At 64.2% G+C, this 26082-nt stretch carries 26 protein-coding genes; 15 read left to right on the top strand and 11 right to left on the bottom strand.

The annotated features are described in order from the left end of the window. Positions 1 to 222: 222 nt before the first annotated feature. Both AC07UC_RS17285 and AC07UC_RS17280 read left to right on the top strand, forming a co-directional pair. Positions 223 to 672 carry an RrF2 family transcriptional regulator gene (locus AC07UC_RS17285; protein WP_027029809.1) on the top strand — a complete coding sequence of 150 codons (450 nt, stop codon included), beginning with the start codon at positions 223 to 225 and terminating at the stop codon, positions 670 to 672. 187 nt (positions 673 to 859) lie between these two features. After that, positions 860 to 2011 (top strand): hypothetical protein, encoded by a 1152-nt coding sequence (locus tag AC07UC_RS17280; protein ID WP_494906841.1) that lies wholly within the window; start codon positions 860 to 862, stop codon positions 2009 to 2011. On the opposite strand, the gene AC07UC_RS17275 is transcribed toward AC07UC_RS17280, so the two are convergent. From AC07UC_RS17275 to AC07UC_RS17245, 7 genes are all read right to left on the bottom strand, one after another. Next, positions 2006 to 2554, bottom strand: coding sequence for a gluconokinase (locus AC07UC_RS17275; protein ID WP_494906840.1), 549 nt, complete (start codon positions 2552 to 2554; stop codon positions 2006 to 2008). The two genes, AC07UC_RS17280 and AC07UC_RS17275, sit on opposite strands and share 6 nt — an antisense overlap. A 116-nt stretch (positions 2555 to 2670) precedes the next feature. Then, positions 2671 to 3657 (bottom strand): ABC transporter permease, encoded by a 987-nt coding sequence (locus tag AC07UC_RS17270; RefSeq protein WP_155772460.1) that lies wholly within the window; start codon positions 3655 to 3657, stop codon positions 2671 to 2673. Between the two features lie 14 nt (positions 3658 to 3671). Next, positions 3672 to 4652, bottom strand: coding sequence for an ABC transporter permease (locus AC07UC_RS17265; RefSeq protein ID WP_202326908.1), 981 nt, complete (start codon positions 4650 to 4652; stop codon positions 3672 to 3674). Then, on the bottom strand, positions 4649 to 6196 hold the full coding sequence (locus AC07UC_RS17260) for a sugar ABC transporter ATP-binding protein (protein WP_494906839.1): 1548 nt from the start codon (positions 6194 to 6196) through the stop codon (positions 4649 to 4651). The genes AC07UC_RS17265 and AC07UC_RS17260 overlap by 4 nt, the downstream gene beginning before the upstream one ends. 75 nt (positions 6197 to 6271) lie before the next feature. Next, positions 6272 to 7399, bottom strand: coding sequence for a sugar ABC transporter substrate-binding protein (locus tag AC07UC_RS17255; protein ID WP_140775714.1), 1128 nt, complete (start codon positions 7397 to 7399; stop codon positions 6272 to 6274). 308 nt (positions 7400 to 7707) lie between these two features. After that, on the bottom strand, positions 7708 to 8736 hold the full coding sequence (gene gntR, locus AC07UC_RS17250) for an HTH-type transcriptional regulator GntR (RefSeq protein ID WP_494906838.1): 1029 nt from the start codon (positions 8734 to 8736) through the stop codon (positions 7708 to 7710). A gap of 137 nt (positions 8737 to 8873) precedes the next feature. Continuing rightward, a complete protein-coding gene (locus AC07UC_RS17245; RefSeq protein WP_140775712.1) occupies positions 8874 to 10103 on the bottom strand; it encodes an MFS transporter in 1230 nt (409 codons plus the stop codon). Between the two features lie 178 nt (positions 10104 to 10281). On the opposite strand from AC07UC_RS17245, the gene AC07UC_RS17240 reads away from it, so the two are divergent. Next, complete coding sequence (locus AC07UC_RS17240) at positions 10282 to 10572, top strand: DUF3175 domain-containing protein (RefSeq protein WP_140775711.1); 291 nt, start codon at positions 10282 to 10284, stop codon at positions 10570 to 10572. Positions 10573 to 10633: 61 nt separating this feature from the next. Here the strand turns inward: AC07UC_RS17240 and AC07UC_RS17235 are convergent, their stop codons facing one another. After that, positions 10634 to 11410 carry a FadR/GntR family transcriptional regulator gene (locus AC07UC_RS17235; protein WP_140775710.1) on the bottom strand — a complete coding sequence of 259 codons (777 nt, stop codon included), beginning with the start codon at positions 11408 to 11410 and terminating at the stop codon, positions 10634 to 10636. Between the two features lie 102 nt (positions 11411 to 11512). Continuing rightward, positions 11513 to 12409, bottom strand: coding sequence for an NAD-dependent epimerase/dehydratase family protein (locus AC07UC_RS17230; RefSeq protein WP_494906837.1), 897 nt, complete (start codon positions 12407 to 12409; stop codon positions 11513 to 11515). Between the two features lie 68 nt (positions 12410 to 12477). On the opposite strand from AC07UC_RS17230, the gene AC07UC_RS17225 reads away from it, so the two are divergent. Further along, entirely contained in the window at positions 12478 to 13467 is a 990-nt protein-coding gene (locus AC07UC_RS17225; RefSeq protein WP_494906836.1) for an NAD(P)-dependent oxidoreductase, read from the top strand. Positions 13468 to 13487: 20 nt separating this feature from the next. Here AC07UC_RS17225 and AC07UC_RS17220 read toward each other — a convergent pair whose 3' ends face one another. Together AC07UC_RS17220 and AC07UC_RS17215 are read right to left on the bottom strand one after the other, a co-directional pair. Continuing rightward, complete coding sequence (locus tag AC07UC_RS17220; protein ID WP_140775707.1) at positions 13488 to 14270, bottom strand: FadR/GntR family transcriptional regulator; 783 nt, start codon at positions 14268 to 14270, stop codon at positions 13488 to 13490. A 184-nt stretch (positions 14271 to 14454) separates the two neighbouring features. Continuing rightward, positions 14455 to 15444, bottom strand: a complete 990-nt coding sequence (locus AC07UC_RS17215) for a sugar-binding protein (protein ID WP_140775706.1) — start codon at positions 15442 to 15444, stop codon at positions 14455 to 14457. Between the two features lie 450 nt (positions 15445 to 15894). On the opposite strand from AC07UC_RS17215, the gene AC07UC_RS17210 reads away from it, so the two are divergent. The 11 genes from AC07UC_RS17210 (at position 15895) to AC07UC_RS17160 (ending at position 26038) form a co-directional block, all read left to right on the top strand. Further along, positions 15895 to 16638, top strand: a complete 744-nt coding sequence (locus AC07UC_RS17210) for an ATP-binding cassette domain-containing protein (protein ID WP_056571811.1) — start codon at positions 15895 to 15897, stop codon at positions 16636 to 16638. A gap of 61 nt (positions 16639 to 16699) precedes the next feature. Further along, complete coding sequence (locus AC07UC_RS17205) at positions 16700 to 17698, top strand: ABC transporter permease (RefSeq protein ID WP_140775705.1); 999 nt, start codon at positions 16700 to 16702, stop codon at positions 17696 to 17698. Between the two features lie 308 nt (positions 17699 to 18006). After that, positions 18007 to 18834 carry an AraC family transcriptional regulator gene (locus tag AC07UC_RS17200; protein WP_202326897.1) on the top strand — a complete coding sequence of 276 codons (828 nt, stop codon included), beginning with the start codon at positions 18007 to 18009 and terminating at the stop codon, positions 18832 to 18834. 115 nt (positions 18835 to 18949) lie between these two features. Continuing rightward, positions 18950 to 19393 (top strand): SRPBCC family protein, encoded by a 444-nt coding sequence (locus tag AC07UC_RS17195; RefSeq protein ID WP_494906835.1) that lies wholly within the window; start codon positions 18950 to 18952, stop codon positions 19391 to 19393. A 26-nt stretch (positions 19394 to 19419) separates the two neighbouring features. Next, positions 19420 to 20214: an FAD binding domain-containing protein gene (locus tag AC07UC_RS17190; protein ID WP_494906834.1), complete on the top strand. Its 795-nt coding sequence runs from the start codon at positions 19420 to 19422 to the stop codon at positions 20212 to 20214. 61 nt (positions 20215 to 20275) lie between these two features. Beyond that, a complete protein-coding gene (locus AC07UC_RS17185) occupies positions 20276 to 20758 on the top strand; it encodes a (2Fe-2S)-binding protein (protein WP_065005353.1) in 483 nt (160 codons plus the stop codon). A 12-nt stretch (positions 20759 to 20770) separates the two neighbouring features. Then, a complete protein-coding gene (locus AC07UC_RS17180; RefSeq protein ID WP_494906833.1) occupies positions 20771 to 22138 on the top strand; it encodes a xanthine dehydrogenase family protein molybdopterin-binding subunit in 1368 nt (455 codons plus the stop codon). A gap of 1 nt (position 22139) precedes the next feature. Further along, positions 22140 to 23144, top strand: a complete 1005-nt coding sequence (locus AC07UC_RS17175; RefSeq protein WP_140775700.1) for a xanthine dehydrogenase family protein molybdopterin-binding subunit — start codon at positions 22140 to 22142, stop codon at positions 23142 to 23144. Position 23145: 1 nt separating this feature from the next. Continuing rightward, on the top strand, positions 23146 to 24027 hold the full coding sequence (locus AC07UC_RS17170) for an AAA family ATPase (protein ID WP_494906832.1): 882 nt from the start codon (positions 23146 to 23148) through the stop codon (positions 24025 to 24027). A gap of 5 nt (positions 24028 to 24032) precedes the next feature. Continuing rightward, a complete protein-coding gene (locus AC07UC_RS17165; RefSeq protein ID WP_494908953.1) occupies positions 24033 to 25151 on the top strand; it encodes a vWA domain-containing protein in 1119 nt (372 codons plus the stop codon). Beyond that, on the top strand, positions 25151 to 26038 hold the full coding sequence (locus tag AC07UC_RS17160; RefSeq protein WP_494906831.1) for an amidohydrolase family protein: 888 nt from the start codon (positions 25151 to 25153) through the stop codon (positions 26036 to 26038). Before AC07UC_RS17165 ends, AC07UC_RS17160 begins: the two co-directional genes overlap by 1 nt. The last annotated feature ends 44 nt before the right edge of the window (positions 26039 to 26082 follow it).

The raw sequence follows: 26082 nt of genomic DNA, 5'->3' as shown, positions 1-26082 counted from the left end.
TGAGCAGATAAGGAAAGCCGGCATTGAGCCGGCTTTCTTCGTTTTTGCCTTCAGCCGGCGCCATCCCTGCGAAACGTTACAAAGAATCAACGCGTTTGTGCCTAACGTGCCATTTGGCGTCTTGTTGTCGCAAAATACCATCGCGCGGCAAAACCGTCATTATTTGCACACAAACAGCCGCCAGATGCGGGGTGGTTGGGGTTTCAACGGGTTGACTCGGGCATGCTGACAAAAAAAGGCAAATACGGCCTCAAGGCCCTCGTGCATCTTTCCAGTCTTCCGATTGGCCAATTGGCCTTCGTCAACGACATCGCCGTCGCCAACAACATCCCGAAGAAATTCCTGGATGCCATCCTGGGCGAATTGCGCAATGCCGGCTTCGTCCAAAGCCGCAAGGGCAAGGAAGGCGGCTATCGCCTCGCCCGCCCCGCCTCGGAGATCAAGATCGGCCACGTCGTGCGCGTGCTCGACGGGCCGCTGGCACCCATTCCCTGCGCCAGCCGCACGCAGTACCAGCGCTGCGAGGATTGCGACGAGGCGACCTGCCAGGTCCGGCACATGATGCTGGAAGTGCGCCAGGCAATCGCCGAGGTGCTCGACAACAGAAGCCTCGCCGCCATGCGCGATGCCGATAACGACGATTTCCCGGTCGAGCTGTCCTCGCAAATCTAATGCATGTCGCCCAAAAGTGATCTCGGTTTTGGGAGAACGACATGCATAACGACAAAGATTTAAAGCGCGTCGCATGAATCCGTTTCAATGCGACACGCTTTAAATCAACGGCTGGCGAACACCGTTCATCCCCGTGAGATTGCGCGATGCGCGCAGGCGCATTAAAGCGGTCTTGCAACAGGAACAGATGGACGCCCGCTGGATGAGGCTGTCGACGTTCGCGAAATCCCGAAAGGCTGCCCGCGGACCGCCCGCCACGGCCAGGTTCCAGACTGAAATCATCGCCGATGTCCTTGTGCCGGAAAGGGCTGAGGACGTGCGCTTCTTCAGCCGCAGGATCGTCCGTCCCGAAAAAATGCGCCGGTTCTCGAACCAGGACCTCCGCGAAACCCTCCTGGCCGCCTTCTATCTCATGGTCGCGGCTTCAGTGCCGGTGCGCTGGTGGGCGTCGATTTGCGACCGGATGTCCAGGCTTCGCCTGAAACGCCATATGCGCAAGCAATTTCCAGGTTATGCCGCCGCGACGCGCGCGGTGCTTGGCGGCGGCATCGACGCACGCAAGCTGTTCCAGGCATTGCTCGCGGCACGCCACCGCCGCCGGCTGCAGTTTGCAGCGCACCTCGCCAGTTTCCGGTGGTCCCCGATTGTCCGGCTGGAGGGACGGGAGGGACTGCAGGCAGCCTTGCGGCGCGGCCATGGCGCCATCATCTGGTGCGATCAGTTCACCTCCCAGACCATCTTCGGCAAGCGCGCCCTGCACGAGGCTGATATCGAGGCGCATCAGGTGAGCGTCAATTCACACGGGGTCTCGGAATCGATGTTCGGTCTGCGTTTCCTGAACCCGCCGATGGTCAAGGTCGAGAACCGCTACCTCAAGAGCCGCGTCACCTTCGAGCGCGACGATGCCTATCAGGTCACCATCCGCATCCAGAAGATCCTGAAGCGCAATGGCGTGGTGCTGATGACCAACACCATCCATGCGGGCTCGACCTTCACCGAGGTCGCGCTCGGCGAAGGTGGCTGGACGCATCTTGCTTCCGCACCGGCGAACTTCGCCGCGAGGGGCAAGGCGGCGCTGTTTGCCATGTCGACCTTCGAGACCATTCCCTTCCGTGAATACCTGGCCGTCATCAGCCCGGAGCTGTTGCCGGCTGAAGCGGAAACGGGACGGGACGGAGCCAAGGACTTGGTGCTGCAGGCACGCTATATCCTGCTTAAGCGCGACCGGCTGCTCGAAGCGCTGAAACTGTTTCCCGAACAGATGCTGATATGGTCCGGCAGCCGAAGGCTGACGGAAGCCCCGGACGATGCCATCACAACCGGCGATACCGGCTCATGATTTGGCCAGCAGCCGGATCGCGTCGGCAACCACATCGGCGACGGGTCTCGTCGCGTCGATCGTCAGGGCCCGCTCATCGCTGCCCGGCGGCTCCAGTATGGCGAACTGGCTGTCGACCAGGCTGGCCGGCATGAAATGCCCCTTCCGGCTGGCGACCCTCTCACTTGCCGTCGCCGGGTCGATCTCCAGGTAGAGGAAGGTGATATCGGGGCAAAAACCACGCAGACGTTCGCGATAGCCGCGCTTCAGCGCCGAGCAGGCCGCGACCACGCCCTGCCCTTTGTCGACCGATGCCGCGATGTGTTCGCCGATCGCATCGAGCCAGCCTTCGCGCAGTTGATCGGTGAGCGGCTCGCCGCTTGCCATGCGGGCGACATTCTCGGGCGGGTGCAGCCTGTCGCCCTCGATGAAGATGGCGCCCAGCGCGGCCGCAAGCGCGGTGCCGACGGCCGACTTGCCGCAGCCGGCGACGCCCATCACCACAATGGCCGGAGGCACTGAGCCAGGGGCGCGTGTCGGCGCCTGCGCTGCTTCTTCGTCCACGGCTAGAGCATGACGCCGAAAAGTGTGAAGCGGTCTTCGGACGACATCGTGCTCTATCTCCTTGATTCAGCGGCGGATTCAGATTTCAGGTCGATTCGGCCTGAAATCGTCCGGCTCTAGCGGCTTGCCGGCGCGCGGCCGTAGAGCAACAGCATGGCGACGATGACAACGCCATAGATGATCTGCCGCCCCGCCTCCGGCATCTGCATGACCGACAGGATGGATTGCAAGAGCGTGATCAGGATGACGCCGGCAACGGTGCCGAGATAGGACCCGCGCCCGCCGAGAATCGAGGTGCCGCCAAGCACGACCGCGGCGATCGACGGCAAGAGATAGGCATCGCCCATCGACTGCGCCGCCTTCGACGCGTAGCCGGCCAGAAGCACGCCGCCGAAGGCGGAGAGCCCGCCGGAGACGGCGAAGGCGATCATCACCACACGCCTTGTGTCGATGCCCGAGAGATAGGCGGCGCGCTCACGGTTGCCGATGCCGTAGACGGTGCGGCCGAAGCCGGTGCGGGTCAGCACGAACACCATCGCGGCCCCGATCAGCGCCCAGATGATGACCGCGTTGGGGACGCCCGGAATGGCGAAGCCGGTGGCGAGGTAACGCATGGCGCCGGTGGCCGAATCCTGCGGCGAGAAGCCTCCGGTGTAGACCACCATGAGCCCTTGCGCGACGGCGTTGGTGGCAAGTGTGATGATCATCGAGGGAATGCGCAGATAGGCAACGCCGATGCCGTTGACGACGCCGATCAGCACGCCGCAGAAGATGCCGAACGGGATGGCCAGCGCGACGCCGACCGGACCGTAGGCCGCCGCAGCGCATGCCATCATGGCGCCCGCCGCCACCGCCCAGGGCACCGACAGGTCGATCTGGCCCAGCAGGATGACCAGCATCATGCCGGTGGCGATGACACCGAGGAATGAGGCCACCTTGAGCTGCTGCAGCAGATATTCAGGCGACAGGAAGCTTCTGGAATAGAGGCTGCCCAGCAAAAGCAGCACCACGATGCAGGCAAAAGCCGTCAGCACCGCCGGATCGGCGCGGCGGATGAATTTCGGCATGCGGCCAGCAATGCCGCCATCGCTCTTCCCAACCATCGGCGTCGTTTCGCTCACAGGAACCACTCCAGCCGGTTGCGGACCCGAAACAGGGCGAAGGCGCCGAGGCTGACGGCGACCAGCAGGATAACGCCCTGGAACAAAGGCTGCCAGAGCGGATCGAAATCGAACACGAACAACAGATCGCCGATGGTGCGGAAAGCGAGCGCGCCGAAGATGGCGCCAATGGCGCTGCCCTTGCCGCCGAACAGCGAGACGCCGCCAAGCACCACGGCGGCGATCGAGAACAGCGTGTAGGAGTTGCCGCTGGCATAGGCCGCCTCGCCCGTATAGGTGAAGAAGGTCAGGAACAGGCCGCCGATCGATGCCAGCAGCCCGGCCAGCGTGTAGGCGGCGAACTTGCCGCGCCGGATCGGCACGCCCGACATGTAGGCCGCCGTCTCCGACGATCCCGCCGCGTAGGCGGCCCGGCCAAGCACCGAGCGGCTGAACGGCACCCAGACCACCAGCACGATGGCCAGCAGCACGACGAGGCTCGCCGGCACCACGCCGAACACGCGGCCGGTCAGCGCATCGGCAAGATCCTCATTGACCGAGCCGCCCGGGAATGGCCTCAGTAACAGACCGATGCCGTAATAGACGGCGCCGGTGGCGATGGTGGCGACGATCGGCTGCAGCCGTCCATAGATGACGATGGCGCCGTTGATGGCGCCGCACAGAAGGCCGACCACCAGCACGGCGATGACGCCGAGCGCCGTCTGCGCCGGCGTGCCCACCACCAGCCAGGAAGCCAGGCAGTTGGTGAGCAGGAAGATCATGCCGACGGACAGGTCGATGCCGGCGGTGATCACCACCAGCGTCTGCGCCATGGCGACGAAGGCGAGCAGCACGCCCTTGTTGGCCGCCGTCTGCACCACATTGGCGGTGAAACCGGCCGGGTGGTTCGAGGTGTAGATGACGAACATGACGATGAAGATGCCGAGCGCCAGCAGCGTTCCGCGCTGCTCGGCCAGCCAGTAGCGCCAATCTTTCACACGCTTGCTCCCAGGCCCACCGGGCTCTCCTCGCCATGGATGTTGAGCGCGCTCGATATCAGCGCCCGCTCGGTGATCTCGGCGCCGACCAGTTCGCGCTTGACCGCGCCATCGTAAAGCACCAGCACACGGTCGCAGCAGCCGATCAGCTCGTCATAGTCGGTCGAATAGAACAGGATCGCCGCACCCGCATCCGCCAGCTTGCGCATCAGCTGGTAGATCTCCTGCTTGGTGCCGACATCGATGCCGCGCGTCGGATCGTTGAGCAGGATGATGCGCGGCTGGCGCATCAGCCATTTGGCGATGACCACCTTCTGCTGGTTGCCGCCCGACAGCGCGCCGACCGGAATGTCGAGACCCGCCGTCTTGATTGCGAGCAGGCCAACCATGTCGTCGATCAGCCGCTGCTCGGCGGCGCGGTCGATGATGCCGCTCCTGGACAGCCGGTCGAGCGTGGCGAAGGACAGGTTCTCGCGCACCGTCATCGGCAGCATCAAGCCTTCCGTCTTGCGGTCCTCCGGGATGAGCGCCATGCCGACGCCGTCCCGTCGGGCCACGGCGGGACTGCTGATGGCCACCGGCTTGCCGTCGATCAATACCTCGCCGGCAAGGCCGCGCAGCACGCCGAAGAAGGCAAGCAGCAATTCGCGCTGGCCCTGGCCGTCAAGGCCGCCGAGGCCGACCACCTCGCCCGCCCTGACGGTCAGTGAAATGTCGTGCAGCCGGTCGGCCCAGGAGAGCTTGCGCGCTTCGAGCCTGGGGGCGGCGCTGGCCGCTGCCGCCGCCGGCTTGGGCGGAAAGATGTGGCTGTATTCGCGGCCGATCATCAGTTCGACCACCTCATTGTCGCTCTTCGAGCCGGCCTCGTAGCTGGCGACGTTGCGGCCATTGCGGAACACCGTGCACTGATCGGCGAGTTCGGCGATCTCGTTCATGCGGTGCGAGATGTAGAGCAGCGCCAGCCCTTCCGAGCGCAGCCGCTTCAAGACGCCGAATATCTTCGAGACATCCGCCGCCGTCAGCGCCGATGTTGCCTCGTCGAGGATAAGGATGCGCGGCTTTCTGGCCAGCGCCTTGGCGATCTCGACCATCTGCCGGCGCGACAGCGGCAGGTCCTTGACCAGCGCCAGTGGATGGATGTCGGCCGCGCCAGCGCGGGCAAGGGCTTCCTCCGCGATGCGGCGCTGCGCCGTGCGATCTATCATGCCGAAGCGTTTGGGCGGATCGGAAATGACGATGTTGTCGGCAACGCTGAGCTCGGGGATCAGCGACAGTTCCTGGAAGATGCAGACGATGCCGGCCTTGTTCGCCGCACCGGGCGAAGCGAAGGTCACTTCGCGGCCGTCCAGCATCATGCGGCCCTCGTCGGGCGCCACGACACCGGCCATGACCTTGATCAGCGTCGATTTGCCGGCGCCGTTTTCACCGAGAATGGCGTGGATGCTGCCGGCTTCGACCGCAAGCTCGGCCTTTTCCAGCGCCCGCACGCCGCCATAGCGCTTGGATATGCCTTCCATGCGAAAGAGAGGAGCCGCACCGTCCATCAACCCTCCAGGGCCATTGTGGGATTGCAGGCTGGCGCCGCGGGGTAAGCCGCGGCGCCAGCCATTGGCCAGCGATTACTGGTTTTCCTTGGTCTGCCCCATGATTTCCTGGGCACTGAAATTGATGCCGCAGGTCGGGAAGGAATTGCCGACGAAGAAATTGTCGGATTCCTTCGGGAAGTAATCCGTACCTTCCTTCATGTTCGGATCCGTGGCGACAGCCAGCGGCAGCTTCACTTCCTGTGGCACCACCTCGCCTTCGAGTGCCGCGATCGCGGTCTTGATGGCGACGGCAACCTGGGCCGGACCGGAGCCGGCGGAGGTGCATTTCAGGCCATCGGCGGAATGGGCCGCGCAGAACTTGCGGAAGCCGTTTTCGGTTTCGCCGCCGAACGGCACGAACGGATGCTTGGCGTCGATCATCGCCTGCACGATGCCGGTATCGCCGCCCTGGCCGGTAATGCCGTCGAACGGGCCGTTGGTGGCGATGGCGTCGGCGGTCACCTTCTGCGCCACGCCGTCATCCCATTTGCCGGCGACTTCGGTGACGTCCCATTTCTTGCCGGAGGCATCGAACACTTCATGGATGCCATTGTGGCGATCGGTATCGACAGAGGTGCCGGCCACGCCGCGCACCTCGAGGATCTTGCCGCCATTCGGCACCTTCTCGACCAGCCACTTGGCCCACAATTCGCCAAGACCCTTCTGGTCGACATTGACGTTGATGGCATCCTTGGTGTCGAGGATGTTGTCGAAGGCAACCAGCACGATGCCGGCTTCCTTGGCGCGCTTGATGACCGGACCGAAAGCGGTCGGATTCTGGGCGTCGGTGACGATGGCGTCATAGCCGGAATCGATGAAATTGTTGATCGCCGAGATCTGCGCCGGCACATCCTCGCCGGTCGAGACGACCTTGAATTCCTTGATCTTGGCCTTGACGTCGGGCTGGGCCGCATAGGCCTTGGCCGTCTGCACCATCTGGATGCGCCAGGTATTGGCGATATAGCCATTGGCGAAGGCGATGCGGAACGGGCCTTCCTTCTTAGGATATTTGAAGAATTTCGTGTCCGCGCCCCACGGCGCGAAGCAGTCGGCCTGGGCGGCGGGACCGGATACGATTTCCGGGCCGGCGGCCATGGCGGCCGAGTTGAGCATGACGAATGCGCTGGCGGCAACAATGCCACCGACAAGTGACTTGATCATCGATAATCCTCCCGATTGCAGTTCTGATTTGTCGGTTCAGTTTATGGAATTTTCGCGTTTCCGGCTGGCCCCTCCGCCTTGTCCAGTCACGCCTGCCAGGTGCCGAAGACCTCCGCGATCCCTCCCCTTGCCGTCCCCATCGATCGGGGGGAAATTTATCATATTATACATAATAAACAAGCATGAGCTGTTGCTTATGTATAATAAACAGGCTTGGCACCTTCGCTGGCGATGCCCGTCCAGAGAAAATGGTAGCGCTACCATGACGTTGTGTAAAGCGCCATTTGCGGTCGGTCTCGAAAGTGTGTTCAGCGGGCCGTGCTCTCGCGGCGCTTGAGCTCGAATCCGAGGTCAACGATGCGTTGCTCCGGTCGGTCGCCGGCGATCGCCGCCAGCGCCATGGCCACCGCGCGCCTGCCGATTTCGTAGCGATGGGTGCGGATGCTGGTGATCGAGGGAAAGGCCACCTGCATCATATCGAGATCGTTGAAGCCGACGATGCCGATGGTCTTCGGCACATCGATCGCGGCGCGATGGCATTCGAACAGCACGCCGAGCGCGATATCGTCATTGTTGCAGAACACGCCGTCGAGCGTCGGCATCTTGGCAAGGGCATCGCGAAACATTTCACGGCCGAGCGATACGCTGGACAGCACCGGCGTGGTGGTGATCAGGCGCGGGTCGAACAGGCCGGCCTTCTCCATCGCAGCGCGATAACCAGCCAGGCGCCGCTGCGAGCGCGGATCCATGCGCGCGCCGATAAAACCGATGCGGCGATACCCCACCTCGATCAGGTGCTCGGTCGCCGTCCTGCCGCCGTCGAAATGCGAGAAGCCGACCATCATATCGACGGGATCCGGCCCGGTCTCCATCACCTGCACCACCGGGCAACCGGCATTTTCCAGCAGTTTTCGCGAGGTTGGCGTCTGGTCGATGCCGGCCACGATCAGCGCCGCCGGCCGCTGCGAGCCGAACACCTGCAAGAGCCGCTCCTCCTCCAGTCCCGAATAATGCGTGTTGCCCAGCTGAATGCGGAACGGGCTGTCCGACAGGCTGTCATAGATGCCGCGCACCACCTCGGCGAAGACGTTGTTGGTGAGCGACGGCACCAGCACGCCGAACACTTCCGCGCGCGCCGAGGCCAGCGCCCGCGCATTGGGGTCCGGCACATAGCCAAGCTCATCGACGGCGGCCTGGATCTGACGGCGCAAATCCAGGCTGACACGCTCTGGCTCGCGCAGCGCGCGCGACACTGTGATGGCGCCGACGCCGGCCTTGCGCGCGACGTCCGATATGGTCGGGCGGCCGCCGCCCCGGCGCGAGCGCGGCTTGATCATGGCCACGGCCCATGCGCGCGATCACCGGAACGCGCCCGCAACATGATCATCTGAGCTGTCGCCATTTCACCGGCCTGTTACCGCACCCTTCGGCCTCTGGGGTCGCGCAGTGCCTGCCTGTTGTCAAGCCGAGGTGCTCAGGCCGCCATGGCAGTCCTTTGCCTTGCCTTCCACATGAACAGCCCGATCGCCACTATGTTCAGCAGATTCCAGGCAATGCCGTTGAGGAAGGCGGCGGCGTAGGAACCGGTCAGGTCGTAGATCCAACCCGACATCCAGCCGCCGATCGCCATGCCGAAGATCGTCGCCATCATGACGATGCCGATACGCTGGCCGGCCTCCTTGGCGGGCAGGTACTCGCGCACGATGATCGCATAGCAAGGCACGATGCCGCCTTGCGACAGGCCGAACACCAGCGACACGACGTAGAGCGAGGCCAGCCCGTCGAACGGAATGTAGAACAGCAGCGACAGGCACTGCAGCACCGAACCGATCAGCAGGGTTTTCGCGCCGCCGATGCGATCGGCGATGAAGCCGGAGGCAAGCCGGCTGACGACGCCCGCCGCCATCATGATCGACAACATGTCGGCGCCGTGCGCCATGCCGTAGCCAAGATCCATGCAATAGGCGACGATGTGCACCTGTGGCATCGACATCGCCACGCAACAGCCGAGGCCAGCGATGACCAGCAGCGTCTGCAGCGCCGCCGGCGACATGGGAATCGGCTGCACGGGCCGGCTCCCGGGAGAGCCGGCAGCGGCCGCGTCAGGAGCACCGCGTCGCAGCAACAGCACCAGGGGCACCATGGTGACCAGGCAGAAAACACCGATCGCCGCGTAGGTGAAGCGCCAGCCTTCCGCCTTGATCAGCGTCGGCATGATGGTGGGCCAGAGCGCGCCGGCGAGGTAGTTGCCGGCGGCCGCCGCCGTGACCGCGACGCCGCGCCGACGGTTGAACCAGTGCGAGATATCGGCGATCAGCGGCCCGAAGATCACTGACGTGCCGACACCGATCAGCACCCCTTGCGCAAGGGTGAACTGCAGGATCGAGGTCGAAAGTGCGGCGAGCAGCAGGCCCGCGGAGAGCGCCACGGAAGAGAACAGCGCCGGGATCCAATAGCCCATGCGATCGATGGCGCGGCCGACCAGCACATTGCCGGCGGCGAAGCCAACCATGGTCGCGGTGTAGGGCATCGATGCAGCGGCACGGTCGACGCCGAACTCGGCCTGCACGGCGGGCAGCACCACGACCACCGCCCACATGCCGACCGCACCAATCGTCGCCAGCAGCATTGAAATGGCCAGCCGCATCCACGCGTAGGAACTGTCGATGCCGGGACTGGGCCGGCTCAAGTCGGTTCGGGTCAAAGGCGTTTCCTGTCGGCGGTCTCGAAATCGGCTGCCGTTTTGGCCACTATCGGCACATTCTCGGCCCACAGCAGCGCCACGGCGAGCAAATCCGTGGCTCCAGAGCGGGCACGAAGGCGGGAACCGACGCCAATGTCTGGAGTTTTCCGATCAGCGAACCCGCAAAGGACTCCCAGCCATGACCACAGCCAGGAAGAAATGGTCGGCCGAGGTGACCGAGCACAGCGACGCGATGGATCTTGAGGATCATGTCTTCGAATTCGACGACGCCAAAAAGATCGCTGCCTCGCTCAAGCGGTCGGCCGAGCACAGCCACCGCCGCAAGGCCGAACCCTTCCAGTCAGCGATGTCGATGCTGAATTTCTACATCAACCGCGCCGGCAAGAACCTGCCCGCAGCGCGCAGGCAAGTGCTCGAGCACGCCAAGGACGAACTGCGCGTGGCCTTCGGCCGCGAAAAGGAAGATTAGCTCCGGTCTAGTGTTTGTTGAGATTCAGGACAGGCCGGCATCACCTGAACATCAATACGCCCTAGCGCGACTTGATCACGTGGTCGGTGTTGGCCAGCAGCTTGCGAACCGCGGCGCGCGCCGCGTCCGGGCGTTGCAGCCGGATGTTCTTCTCGATCGCCTCATGCAGCTTTTGCACATGGTTGAGATCATCGACTTCCCGGGTGGTGAAGGTGAACAGGTGATCGAACGCGGATTCGATCAGCACGCCAAGCGGCACCAGAAGATCGTTGCCGGAGGCGCGCAGGATGGCAAGGTGAAAGCGCGTGTCGGCGCGGGTGCGCTCCTGCAGGCTGGCGGCCTCCCCCATCTCGCGGCAGGCCTGGCTGATCTCGGCCATCTGTTCGTCGGTCCGCCGCATCGCCGCGAAAGCGGTCGCTTCCGGCTCGATGATGTGGCGGAACTCCTGAACCGTCTTCAGGAACACTTCGCGGTCCGGCGACGTCGCGTACCAGGCGAGCACATCGCGGTCGAGCAGGTTCCAGCGTTCTTTCGGCTCCACCCAGCTGCCGATCTTGGGGCGTGAGGCAAGCAGGCTCTTGGCCATCAGCATCTTGATCGCCTCGCGCACCGCCGAGCGGCTGACGCTGAAGGTCTCAGACCATTTGGCTTCGTTGGGTAGGATGGTGCCGGGCGGATAGTCGCCGCGCACGATCCGCAGCCCGATCTCGCTCGCCAGCGACGTGTGCACGCTGGCGCCGGGAATACGCGCCGCGTCGGGCCGTCGAACACCGGTCGAGCGCTCGGCGGCAGCCGCCTTGTCAGGCGATTTTTCCTTGTTCGGCTTCGCGTCCCGCATACGCTTCAGAAAGGCTGGTTTGTGGAAGCTGTCAAGCACCACGGAACGGTTGGGCCGCAAAGCGCCCCGCTATGCACAGCCCAGCCGCTTCTGCCCGGTCGCTCAGGCGGTTTTGACGTATTTGCGCCAGCTGTGTTCCGGGCGGAAGCCGAGCATGTCGCGCGCCTTGCGGTTCGACAGCAGCGTCTCGTATTCACCAAGCTCGGCCTTCACTGGCACCCCCGGATAGAAGCGCTTCAGAAGTTCCGCCGTCGGCAGGTCGGACGAGGTATCGTCATTGGCCGCGTTGAACACCTGGTAGCCGAGACCGTCCTTCTCGATGGCGCGTAGCGTGATCTGGCCGAGATCGCGCGCGTCGATATAGCTCCAGGCAATGCGCTTGCGAAAACCGGGATCGGCGAACCATTTCGGAAACAGCGAATATTCGTGCGGCTCGATGACATTGCCGATGCGCAAGGCATAGATGTCGGTGCCGTTGCGTTGCGCGAAGGCCCGCGCGGTCTTCTCGTTGACGATCTTCGACAGCGCGTAGCTGTCCATCGGATCGACATCATACTCCTCGTCGAGCGGGAAATATTTGGGATCGCGCGGCTCGTTGGCGAACACCAGACCGTAGGTGGTCTCGCTGGAGGCGATGATGACCTTGCGGATGCCCAGCTTCACCGCCGCCTCGATGACATTGTACGTGCCCATCGCATTGATGCGGAACACCTCGTTATCGGGCGTGATCATGATGCGCGGGATGGCGGCGAAATGCACCACCGCATCCACCGGCTGCGGGCGCAGCGACGGGTCGAATTCGTGCAGGCCCATATAGCTCGACAGCGCGTTGAACACCTGCCCGCTGTCGGTGATGTCGGTGATCAGCGTGCGCACCTTGGGATTGTCGAGCGGCTTGGTGTCGATGTTGAGCACCTGGCAGCCCTGCTCGACAAGATACTGCACCACATGGCGCCCAGCCTTGCCGCTGCCGCCGGTGAACATGATCCGCTTCGTCATTCTCGTCTCCATGACAGGCTCTGGAATTCCCGTCTATTGTCAGACAATATTGCATTCCGCAACCACATATGGCTAAAACGGCGGCGCAATTATCGATAATCCGGGATAGGACAGACGACATGAACACCTCCGCCGCGCGCGAGACGATCGGCTTCATCGGCCTTGGCCTGATGGGGCACGGCATCGCCAAGAACATCGTCGACAAGGGCTATCCCCTGACATTCCTCGGCCGCAAGAACCGCAAGCCGGCGGAGGACCTTCTTGGCCGAGGCGCCAGGGAAGCATCGACCTCGCGCGAGGTGGCAGTGGCGTCTGACATTGTCTTCATCTGCGTCACCGGGTCACGCGAGGTGGAAGCCATCATCCGCGGCCCCGGTGGCCTCAAGGAAGGCTTGAAGAAAGGTTCGGTCGTCGTCGACTGCTCGACCTCGGACCCGGTCTCGACCGTCGCGCTCGCGGCCGAACTCAACGCGCTTGGCATCGACTATGTCGACGCGCCGCTCAGCCGCACGCCGAAGGAGGCCTGGGAAGGCACGCTCGATGCCATGGTCGGCGCGCCGGACGCCGTCTTTGCCAGGGTGAAACCGGTGATCGAAACCTGGGCCGGCCGCATCGTCCACATCGGCGACACCGGCGACGGCCACCGCATGAAGCTGCTCAACAATTTCATTTCGCTGGGCTATGCCGCCATCTATTCCGAAGCATTGGCCCTGGCTGAAAAGGTCGGCATCTCGCCGCCGCGTTTCGACAGCGTCATCCGCAACGGCCGCATGGATTGCGGCTTCTACCAGACCTTCATGCGCTGGACGCTGGAAGGCGACCGCGACGCCCACAAATTCACCATCTCCAACGCCTTCAAGGACCTGACCTATCTGGAGTCCATGGCGGGTGCGGCCGGCATCGCCAACCCGCTCGGCAACGCCACCAAGAATTCCTTCGCCGGCGCCCATGCCACCGGTCCGGCCGAGCAGTTCGTGCCGATGCTGGCGACCCATATCGCCAAGGTCAACGGCGTCGACCTGATGCCGATGAAGGATGGCAAGAAGCAGACGATCTGAGGCTCAAACGGGCGGGCGGCTCACCGCCGCCTGCTCCCAATGCCCTCATCGGTGTCGGCGAGCAGCTTGTGCACGGCATTGCGAGCCGCCGCCGGCCGTTGCAGGCGGATGTTCTTCTCGATCGCCTCATGCAGTTTCTGCGCTCGCCGCTGGTCGCCGACCTGCCGCGTGGTGAAGACGAAGAGATGGTCGAGCGCGGACTCGATCAGCACGCCGAGCGGCACCAGAAGGTCATTGCCCGAGGCCCGCAGGATGGCGAGGTGAAAGCGTGTGTCGGCGCGGATGCGTTCCGGCAGGTTCGCCGCCTCGCCCATCTCGCGGCAGGCAAGGCTGATCTCGGCCATCTGCTCGTCGCTGCGCCGCATGGCGGCAAAGGCCGACGCTTCCGGTTCGATGATATGGCGGAATTCCTGCACGGTGCGCAGGAACGCCTCGCGGTCGGGTGCGGTCGCGTACCAGGCAAGCACGTCGCGGTCGAGCAGGTTCCAGCGCTCCTTCGGCTCGACCCAACTGCCGATCTTGGGGCGTGATGCCAAAAGGCTCTTGGCCATCAGCATCTTGATCGCCTCGCGCACCGCCGAACGGCTGACATTGAAGGTTTCGGCCCATTTGGCCTCGTTGGGCAGGATGCTGCCGGGCGGATAATCGCCGCGCACGATCCGCAGACCGATCTCGCTGGCGAGCGAGGCATGAACACTGGATCCGGGAAAGTGCGCCGCGTCGGCCCTGCGCATGACCGCCGGATCGCGGCTGGCTTGCGCCTTGGCCCGGCTGGCTTTTCTTTCTGCCTTCTCGTGCGGCATCCACGTTCCAATAGGTCGGCTGCCTGTCGTCCGGATGGATCCGTACCTGCGTGGCGCGCGCCGATCCCGTTGCCGAAAATCCAAACCATGGACGCGACAAGGCCGGAGCCTGTTGCCCCTCGCCACTGCGTCTCGCTCAGGAATTGACGGGGCGCCCGTTTGCCGAGCGCCCCGGATCTAAAAGCTACTTCTGGATACAGGTGTCGACCGTATCCTTGGTGCATTCGTCGAGGCCGGTGAAGACCGGATCGTCGACCTTCTTGCCCGTGATCAGGTCGATCATCACCGACGGCGCCTTGTAGCCCATTTCAAAGGGCCGCTGGCCGACCAGCGCGGTGACAAGGCCATCCCTGGCGATCGCCACCTCGTCGCCGATCGTGTCGGCGGCGCCGATGACGAAGTCGTTCTTGGCCAGCCGGTCCTTCAACGGCCCAACCAGGTCGCGATAAGGCTGCGGCGCGCCGAACAGCGGCCAGCCGCCCATGATGCCGAAAGCATCGAGCTTGGGGTTGGCGGCAAGGATATCGGTCATTGCCTGCACGCCCTTGGCACCGTCGTCATTGGTGAACACCGGGCAGCCGGCGACTTCGGTCCAGCCGCCTTCGCCGGCGAGTGCCGCAAGCCCTTCCTTGCCCGTCAGGGCGTCGCGCATGCCTTGCGCGCGGCGCAGGATGTTGTCGGCTGCCGGGTTGCCCTCGATGGTGCAGATCGTGCCGCCATTCGGCTTGGCCTTCTTGATGTATTCGCCGATCTTCTTGCCCATCAGGTAGTTGTCGGTGCCGAGATAGGTCTTGCGAAGGGCTGCGTCCTCCTTGGCGAGGTCGGCGTCGACGGTCATGATCGGGATCGTCGGATTGGCGGTCTTGAGCGTCTGCGCGATCAGCGGCGCGTTGGACGGCGAGATCGCCACCGCCGCCGTGTCAGGCTTGCTCAGTATGTCCTGAAGGATCTGGGCCTCGCCGGCCTCGTCGGAAGTCGACGCCGGACCAGTGTAGAAGCATTCATATTCCGAGCTGGCGTTTTCCTTGTTCCATTTCTCGCAGCCCTGGTGGATGGCCTCGAAGAACGGATTGTCGAGACCTTTCACCACGATGACGAGCTGCTTCTTGGCCAAGGCCGGCCCGGCGCCCAACGCCATGGCGGCGACGGCGGCGAGCAAAACTGTTTTCCTCATATCAGTCCTCCCTTGAAAAACAGACGGACACGGCGTGCCCGCCACACAAATCGGCCCCAACGCGAGATGGCAGGGCGAATGCCCGTGCCGCCTGGCAAGACCGATAAGCATTTTCAGATGCGGCCGGACCGGCAGCGCCGGCACGGTCGATGATCTCGCGCCAACCCCACCGTCGATCATGGTTCGGGGCCGGCAAATCTTCCTCCGACCCTCAGCTAATAACGGCAAGCCGCCAACGTCAATTGCTATTTGTCCTACAAAACGGATTTTTCGGAACCGCCATCCACTATTCGTCCGACAATTGCCCTATTTCCTATTCATCGGACAATTGACGCCCGCACGGGCATTTGCGTAAATGCCTGATATCGCTGTTTCCGGGAGGAGCTGGGAGAGCGACGCGAAAGCCGCCCCTGTCCCGGGCATGCGGCAAGCACAGGGAGGCAAAGGCTGGTGGCGGTTCTCGAACTCACCAACATCTCGAAGCATTTCGGCGCCATCCAGGCGGTCAACGACGTGTCGCTGTCGATCGAGCCCGGCCAGGTCGTCGGCCTGATGGGCGACAACGGCGCCGGCAAGTCGACGCTGGTCAAGATGATCGCCGGCAATTTCCGGCCGAGCCACGGCGCGATGCGGATGGATGACAAGGAACTGATCCTGCACAAGCCGGTCGAGGCGCGCCAGCACGGCATCGAGATCGTCCACCAGGACCTGGCGCTCTGCAACAATCTGACCGCGGCGGCGAACGTCTATCTCGGGCGCGAGTTGCGGCGCGGCGTCGGTCCGTTCCGCATTCTCGACTATGCGGCCATGTACAAGCGCGCCGGCCAGATCTTCGCCGAGCTCAAATCCGAAACCCGGCCGCGCGACCTGGTCAAGCAGATGTCGGGTGGCCAGCGCCAAGCGGTGGCCATCGCCCGCACCATGCTGTCGCAGGCCAAGATCGTGCTGATGGACGAACCGACGGCGGCGATCTCGGTCAGGCAGGTCGCCGAAGTGCTCAACCTGATCCGCAATCTGCGCAACCAGGGCATCGCGGTGGTGCTGATCAGCCACCGCATGCCCGACGTCTTCGACGTCGCCGATCGCGTCATCGTCATGCGGCGCGGCAGGAAGGTCGCCGACAAGACGATCGCGTCGAGTTCGCCCGAGGAAGTCACCGGGCTGATCACCGGCGCCATCGAGCAGGCGGCATGACGGCGCAAAACCCGTATTTCACCACGTTGGCGCGCATCGCCGCCGGCAGGAAAGGTCGATAATGGCAGTCACCCTTGACCAGACGATCGCGCAGAAGCAGCACACTTTTCTGTCGCGGATGTTCTCCAGCCAGACGTTCTGGGTGGTGATCGCCGTCATCCTCGCCTGCATTTTCCTGTCGTTTGCCACCGACGCCTTCGCCACATCGAAGAACCTCTACAACATCACCCGCAACGTCACCTTCGTCGCCATCGTCGCGCTCGGCATGACCTTCGTCATCATCACTGGCGGCATCGACCTGTCGGTCGGCTCGGTGCTGTGCCTGTCGTCGATGGTGCTGGCCGTCACCATGCATGCCGGCTATTCGATCGAAATCGGCATCCTGGCCTCGATCGCCACCGCGCTTGCGATCGGCGCCTTCAACGGGGTCATGATCGCCTATCTCGGTTTCCCGCCTTTCGTGGTGACGCTCGGCATGCTGTCGATTGCCCGCAGCCTGGCCATGGTCGCCTCCAACAACACCGTCGTCTTCCAGTTCGGGCCGGACCATAACAAGCTGCTGGCGTTGGGCGGCGGCGCCTGGCTGTTCGGCATCGCAAATCCCGTGCTCTACATGATCCTGCTGGCGCTGATCACCGGCTTCATCCTGCGCTGGACCAAGTTCGGCCGCCACATCTTCGCCATCGGCGGCAACGAGCACGCTGCAACCCTGACCGGCGTGCCGGTGCGCCAGATCAAGGTCGCCGTCTACATGATCTCGGCGCTGTCGGCGGGCATTGCCGGCATCATCCAGACCGGATGGCTCGGCGCCGTCACCACCAATCTCGGCACCGGCATGGAGCTGCAGGTCATCGCGGCCACCGTGATCGGCGGCGCCAACCTTGCCGGCGGAGTCGGCACCGCTTTTGGCGCCATCGTCGGCGCGGCCCTCATCGAGGTGATCCGCAACAGCCTTGGCCTGCTTGGCATCAATGCCTTCTGGCAAGGCACCTTCATCGGCGGCGCCATCCTGCTGGCGGTGCTGTTCGACCGCATCCGCAACTTCAGGCGCAGCGATTAGCGCCTGTTTTTTCCTTCTCCCCTTGTGGGAGAAGGTGGATCGGCGCGCAGCGCCGAGACGGTTGAGGGGTGTTCCAGCGGAGTGAGACGTTGGTGTTCCCTGGAACACCCCTCATCCGACCTCACTTCGTGAGGCCACCTTCTCCCACAAGGGGAGAAGGGAAAACCGTATCGCTCAGTCTGAAAATCGGCTGAGGCGACCCGCCATCAGTGTCGGCCCCGAGCCGATGCCTTGACGGAAACCGGAAACCGGCCGCACAATCCCGATGCAGGCGAAGGGAGGCCAGTCGCCTGCGGGAGGATATACCCATGACGGAAGCGATCAGGCTCTACTGGGGCCGGTTCGGACATGTTTCTATCCTGAATGTCGCAAGCGACTTCGTCACCCATGCCCATGTCGAGGCACACCTGATCATCTGGCTGGAAGGCACGGCCGGCGAAATGACGATCGGCCGCGAGACAGTCCGGCTGGGACCACACACCGCCGCCGGCATCAATTCGCTGCAGCCGCACAGCCACGTCCTGTCGCATGATGGCAGGCCGGGCCTTTTCCTGGCCTTCTACATCGATCCCGACTGGGCGCGCCGGCGCCGCGACCTGCCCTCCTCCGCGCCATTGTTTGCCCAGGCGGCGATCACGCTGGAGCCCTGGCTGCACCAGGCCGCCGCCAGCCTGCTCGACCATCTGACCGACAATGAAAGCGTCGACGACGTCGCCAACTACGAGATCGAGCGCTTCATCGATAGCGTGCTCGATGCCGCCGACGCCTCGGCGCCGCAGGACACGCGCATCCGCATCAGCACGATGCAGGATTTCCGCGTCCGCAAGGCGATCCAGCTGATGAAGGCCAATGTCTGCGAGCGCATCTCGTTCGATGACGTGGCGCGCAGCGTCGGGCTGTCGCGGCCGCATTTCTTTGCCTTGTTCAAGGAACAGACCAACCTGACGCCCAACGTCTACTGGAACACGCTGCGCATGGAAGAGGCGGTGCGCCAGCTGCAATGGTCGCAGGAGCCGCTGATCTCGGTCGCCTGCAATCTCGGCTTCACCACGCAGGGCAATTTTTCGCGCTTCTTCCGCGACCATGTCGGCGTGCCGCCGACACTCTACCGCGAGGCAGCGCGGGCAACGCCCTGAGCTCCAGCCGCCTGTTTTTTCAGACTCCTTGATACGGGCTCAAGACGCATTGATAAGCGTCACCCGCGCCGGCCCCCTACCCTTGCCGCAACGATCATTCGCAAGGGAACATCTTATGGCCAAGGTCACCATCTCCAGCGTCATCGACGCGCCGGTCGAAAAAGTCTGGGCGCGCATACGCGACTTCAACGGCCTGCCGGGCTGGCATCCACGCATGGTCGAAAGCCACATCGAGGATGGCAAGGACGCCGCCACGATCGGCTGCGTGCGCAACTTCCAGCTCGCCAGCGGCGCGCGCATCCGTGAGAAACTGCTCGACTTCTCCGACGACAATTTCCTCGTCAGCTATTCCATCCTCGAAACGCCGCAGCCGCTCACCAACCACAAGGCGACGCTGCAGCTTCGGCGCGTCACCGATGGCGACCGCACCTATGCCGAATGGACCGCCAGCTTCGACGCCGCCCCGGAGGATGCGGACAAGCTGGCCGAGGGCATGGGCGCCAATGTCTTCCAGGGCGGCTTCAACGCCCTGAAGAGCCACTTTGCCGGCCAGGGCTGAATCGGGCTTCAGAACAGGAGTGTTCCATGGCGCTTGCCCTCCAGACATTCCCGACCGTGAAGGATGCCAATGCGGCGCTGAAGACGGCCGGCACCCGCTATCTCGGCGGCGGCACACTCGTGGTCCGCGCGGCCAATGAAGGCGACGTCTCGGTCTCCGGCCTTGTCAGGTCGACCGACCCGACCCTGTCGGCCATCACGGTCGCCGACGGCAAGATCCGCATCGGCGCCTCGGTGACCATGGCGGCGATCGCGCGCCATCCGGAACTCGGCACGCTCGCCAAGGCCGCGCGCGCCGTCGGCGGCCCGGCGGTGCGCAACATGGCGACAGTCGGCGGCAATCTGTTCGCGCCCGCGCCCTACGGCGATTTCGCCGTTGCCTTGCTGGCACTCGACGCCACGGTCGGCACCGATGACGGCGAGTTGCCGATCGAGACCTTCCTGGCCGGACGGGACGGCAGCCGCTCCATTGTCACGTCGGTCGGCTTCACGCTGCCGAAGGCCGACGGCTTCCGCTTCCTGAAAGTGTCGCGGATCAAACCCAAGGGCGTCTCGGTGCTGAGCATCGCCATCGTTCTGGAGCAGGCCGCGGACGGCACCGTCTCTTCGGCACGGATCGCGCTCGGCTGCATGGCCGACCGGCCGGTGCGTGCCAGGGCGGCGGAAAAGGCGCTCAAGGGAAAGACGCTCGACCAGGACGGCATCGCACCCGCACTGGCCGCCGCCGCCGAAGGCACCACGCCCATCACCGATCCGATCGCCAGCGCCTGGTACCGCGCTGAGGTCCTGCCGGTCCATCTCGGCCGGCTGCTGCTGAGTTGAAATAACGAGTTGGGGGGCGCGCGTCTGTCCGATCCTTCGGGCGGACGCGCAAGGAGGAAACATGGCGAAGGTCCCGGTTCAATTCACGCTCAACGGCTCCGAAAAAGCCGAATTCATCGACAGCGGCACGACGCTGCTCAACGCCTTGCGCGACAAGATCGGCGACACTTCGCCGAAGGGCGGCTGCCACCAAGGCACTTGCGGCGCCTGCTCCGTCATCATCGATGGCGAGCTCCGGCTGTCTTGCCTGACCTTGGCTGAAACTTGCAACGGAACAGCCATCACCACGACATCGGGCCTCGCCGAGGGCGGCGTGCTGCATCCGCTGCAGCGCGCCTTCCTCGACACGTTCGCCACGCAATGCGGCTTCTGCACACCGGGCATGATTATGGCGGCCAAGGTGCTGCTCGACCACACGCCCAACCCCACCCGCGACGACGTGGTCGAAGCGCTGTCGGGCAACATCTGCCGCTGCACCGGCTACGAGCCCATCATCCAGGCGGTGCTGACGGCTGCGCGTTCCAATTCGCAGAATGCCGCCTGAGGGACCAAGAGAATGGAACTGCGCAAGAACTACTTCGCCGATATCCGCAAGGACGATCTGCACGAGATCGGCCAGCCGAGGGCCCGTTCGGATTCGCCCGGCCATGTCACCGGCAAGACAGCCTTTTTCGCCGACCGCAACTTTCCCGGCATACTGCACCTGAAGATGGTGCGCAGTCCGCACCACCACGCCCGCATCCGCTCGATCGACACGTCGGAGGCGGAGAAACATCCAGGTGTGGTCAAGGTGCTGACCGCCAAGGACGTGCCGCACAATGTCTACACCATCCTGATCCTGATCCAGGTCGGTCCTGAGGACGAGACGGTGCTGGCCGACGGCAAGGTGCGCTGGAAGGGCGAGGCCGTGGTGGCGGTGCTGGCCGAGACGGAGCGCGCCGCGCAGGAAGCCGCCGCCAAGGTCAAAGTCGACTATGAAGTGCTGCCGGCCGTCTTCGACATGGAGGAAGCGCTGAAGCCCGGCGCACCCTTGGTCAACGAATATCACGGCCAGAACTACTATCTCTATGACAGCGGCGAGTGCCGCAAGGTACGCTTCGGCGATGTGGAGGCGGGCTTCGCCGAGGCCGACCACATCCTCGAACAAAGCTATCAGTCGTCGCCCATCGAGCATGCGCCGACCGAGACCACCGGCTGCGTGGTGATGCCCGAGGGTAATGACCGCTTCACCTGCTACACCAACACGCAGGCAATGTTCTTCACCCTCGATAACACGTCGATCATCCTGCAGATGCCGGGCTCGAAGCTGCATTTCGTCGGTGGCACGGTCGGCGGCGGCTTTGGCGGCAAGGTCGACGTCATCGTCGAGCCGATCGCCATCCTCGGCGCCAAGCTCACCGGACGACCGGTCTGTTTCATCTACAGCCGCGAGGAGGAGATGCAGATTTCGTCACCCCGCGCGGCCGAAAAGGTGGTCATCAAGGACGGCGTGATGAAGGACGGCCGCATCGTTGCGCGCAAGGTCACCGGCTACACCGATGCCGGCGCCTATTCGCGTCACTCGCCCTATGGCGCGCAGAAGGGTGCGGGCCATTATCCCGGCCCTTACACCATTCCCAATGTCTGGATCGACACCTACTGCGTCTACACCAACCGCACGCCGTCGTCGGCCATGCGCGGCTTCGGCGTCACCATCGGCGACTTCGCGCTCGAGGTGCAGATGGACAAGCTGGCACGGCTGATCGGCATGGACCCGCTCGAATTCCGCTTCATCAACGCCTATCGCGACGGCGACATGAAGGCGCATCGCCAGCCGACGGAAGGGGCAGCACTCATCGAGTGCATGCAGGAAGCCTCGCGCGCCGCCAACTGGCCGGTGGCGGAGAAATACATGGCGATGTCGTCCTACGTGAAGGGAGCTTGAGATGGCGATCAGGCGCGGACGCGGCGTCGCCGCGATCAACTATCCCACCGGCATGAATCTCGGCGGCGATCCGACCCAGGCGCTGGTCCACTCGACGCCGACCGGCAATTTCATGGTGACGCTGTCGTCGGTCGATCTCGGTCAGGGCATGAAGCAGATCATGGCCCAGATCTGTGCCGAAACCATCGGCGTGCCGACCGACCGCGTCGTCGTCGACACCGCCGACACCGATACCGGCCCGCACTGCATGGGCACCTTCGCCTCGCGCGGCACGCACCGCGCCGGCAACGCCGTCATCCAGGCGGCGAAAGAGGCTCGCCAGGTTATGCTGGAAGTGGCGGCGGAAGAACTGGAGGTCAACGCCTCCGACCTCGAGACCGACGGCCAGGGCAACATACTGGTCAAGGGCGCGCCGCAGAAATCGATCTCGATCTTCGACGTCGCGCTGTCGGCGCATTTCAAGCGCGGCCGCTCGATCTCGGGCCGCGGCATGTTCCTGATCCCGCGTTCCTATCCCGAGAAGGAAACCGGCGCGATGAAGCCCTCGACCTGCTACGCGCACGCCTGCACGGTGGCCGAGGTCGAAGTCGACGACGAGACCGGCGAGGTCACCGTGCTGACGGTCAAGAACGTCTTCGAGATCGGCCGTGCGCTGAACCCGAAAATGGTCGAGCAGCAGCTGGTTGGCGGCTCCTGGATGGGCATCAGCCACGCGCTCTACGAGACGACAGAGCCCTACTACCCCAACCGCGATCATGGCGGCACCGACTTCAACCAGTATCTGATGCCGGGTCCCGGCGACCTCGCCAGGACCGAGATCATCGTTCTGGAGCGGCCGTCGGCGGATGGGCCCTACGGCGCCAAGGGGCCGGGCGAAATGTGCGCCAATCCGCAGATACCGGCGGTTGCCAATGCCGTCTTCGACGCCGTCGGCGTGCGCATCGACACGCTGCCGATCACACCGGAGCGCATCCTGCGCGCGCTCAAGGCGCAAGCGGCGAACTGACATGCCCGAGGTGAAAGCCGAGACTGTCGCGACCACGCCGGAGGCGGTGGTGTCTCATCTCGCCGCCTCGCGCTATCTGGCCGACGACAGCCTGGCCACCGCCATCTTCCTGGCGATCCGATTAGGCAAGCCGCTGCTGCTCGAAGGCGCGCCGGGCGTCGGCAAGACCGAGGCCGCGAAGGCTGTCGCCGAGCTGCTCGGCCGCGATCTGGTGCGCCTGCAATGCTATGAAGGCATCGACGCTGCGCACGCACTCTACGAATGGAACTACCAGCGCCAGTTGCTCGCCATCCGGCATGCCGGCGAACACGAAATCGACATTTACGACGACCGCTTCCTGATCGCCCGGCCGCTGCTGCAGGTGTTGCGGGCGCCGGAGCAGCGCGTGCTGCTGGTCGATGAGATCGACCGTTCGGATCATGAATTCGAGGCGCTGCTGCTCGAATTCCTTTCCGATTTCCAGATCAGCATTCCCGAGCGCGGCACCATCCGCGCCGCCGCGCAGCCGATCGTCATCCTGACCTCCAACCGCACCCGCGAACTTGCCGAAGCCCTGCGGCGGCGCTGCGTCTACCACTGGATCGGTTATCCCGATGCCGAGCGCGAAGCCGCCATCATCATGCTGCGTGCCGGCGATGTCGCTGAAGGCACCGCGCGAGCCGTGGCGGCAGCCGTGCAGACCATCCGTGCCCGCCCGCTGGCCAAGCCGCCCGGCATCGCCGAGGCCGTCGAATGGGCCAATGCCGCCACCATCCTTGAAAAAGGCGGCAGCCCATGGCCCGAAGCCTTCCGCCGCGCCATCGGCGTATTGATCAAGGACGAGGAAGACCTGTCCTATATCGCGCCGGAGCTTGGCCGCATTGTCGAGGAGGCGCTTGCGTGAGCGTGTTGCCCCACGCCGCCACGCCCTTGCTCGGCTTCGGCCGGCTGCTGCGCCGCTACGGCTTCGCCATCGCCCCCGAGCAAGTCTCCGGCTTCATGCAGGCGGTGACATTGCTGGGACCGCGCTCGATGGCCGATATCCGCGAGGCGGCCCTTGCCACGCTGGCGCCGCCGCCCGATCGCCGCGACGAATTCGAAGCGCATTTTCAGAGCCATTTCTACGGCAACACTTCGGCCGTGGTCGAAGGCGACGCGGACGAGGAAACCCGGATCAAGGATGATGGCGGCGCTGATGACGAGCGGATCGAAGCCGAGCACAGCCAGGAAGGCGGCGAGCTGTCCTCCGCCCTGGAGCAATTGAGCAGCCGCGACTTCCAGCGCGACGAGGACAGGCTGACCGCCTTTCAACGCAAGCTCTGGTCCGCCCTGCCCGCCCGCCGCTCCTTCCGCACCGTGCGCACGCCTTCGCGCGGCAAGCTCGATCTGCGCCGCTCGATGCGCGAAATCGTCAGCGCCGATGGCGACGTGCCCTCACCGCTGCTGCGTCGCCGCCAGACCGTGCCACGCAAGCTGCTGCTCCTGATCGACGTCTCCGGCTCGATGAAGCTGCACACGGCGGACTATCTCAAGCTCGCGCACGCCATCGTGCAAGGCGCCGACCGCGCCGAGATCTTCACCTTCGGCACAAGGCTGACCCGCATCACTACCGCACTGCGCGTCCGCGACCGCGACCAGGCGCTGGCGCGCGCGGCGGCCCAGGTCGACGACTGGGACGGCGGCACCCGCATGGGACCGACACTGCTCGCCTTTCTCTCTGTGCCCCGCTTTTCGTCCTTCGCCCGCGGTGCGGCGGTCGTGATCCTGTCTGACGCTCTCGAGCGCGGCGACCATGCCGAGATGGAGACGGCCATACGCAGGCTGAGCGCCCGCGCCTTCCGGCTGTCGCTAGCAACACCCTTGGCCGGCGACCCGCGCTTCCGCCCGGCAACGGCGGCACTGCGCGCCATCCTGCCTGATCTCGACGATCTCATCGATGGCTCGTCGTTGACCAGCCTCACCGATTTCATCCTCTCGCTCGCCCGCCCCGCCCCGGCGGCCGAGACCATCTGGAAAAGGGTATCGTGATGCAGAAAGCCATCGACGCGCATTTCCACATCTGGCGCCAGAAGGACCAGCCATGGCTGGTCGGACCGATGGTGCCGCGCATCTTCGGCCCCTACGAGCCGATCCGCCGCGATTATCCGATCGGCGAATTCCTCGACGACCAGAAGGGATCAGGCGTCGAGAAGGCCGTCTATGTCCAGACCAACTGGGCGAAGGAGGATTTCGAGAAAGAGGTCGCCTTCCTGCAGAAGACAGCGGATGAAACCGGCTGGCCGCACGCCATCGTCGGCTATGCCGACATGACGGTGGATGATGTCAGGCCCCAGATCGACCGGCTGATGAAATACAAACTGCTGCGCGGCGTGCGCATGCAGCTGCACTGGCACGAAACGCCAGCCTTCCGCTTCGCCGCTTCGGCCGATCAGGTGATCGACCCAAAAGTGCGCGGCAACGTCGCGAGGTTGAAGGACTATGGCCTGTCCTTCGACCTGCAGCTTTTCCCAGCCCAGATGAAGGACGGGCTGACGCTGGTCGGGGAGAATCCCGAGACCAACTTCATCCTCACCCATGCCGGCATGCTGACGGGCACGGATCAGGAGACCACCGAGGCCTGGAAGGCGGGGCTGCGCACGCTCTCAGCGGCACCCAATCTCTATGCCAAGCTCTCCGGCCTCGGCACCTTCGTCCACCGCAACGACCCGGCGCTGATCGCCTATATCGTCGACAACGCGATTGATATCCTGGGGTCCGATCATCTGATGTTCGGTTCGAACTTCCCGATCGAGAAGCTCTGGACCAGCCACGCCGAGCTGATCAAGGCGCACCGCGAAGCTGTGGCGAAGCACGGCGCGGCGGCGGAAGCTGATATCTTCTGGAACACGGCGGAGCGAGTGTATCGGCCGGTGTAGCGCTCTCTTCCTTCTCCCCTTGTGGGAGAAGGTGGATCGGCGCG

This window comes from Mesorhizobium sp. GW821-FHT04C10 (genome assembly GCF_059420305.1).
The sequence above is the reverse complement of the archived record's forward strand: the minus strand, read 5'-3'. Positions and strand labels throughout refer to the sequence as shown.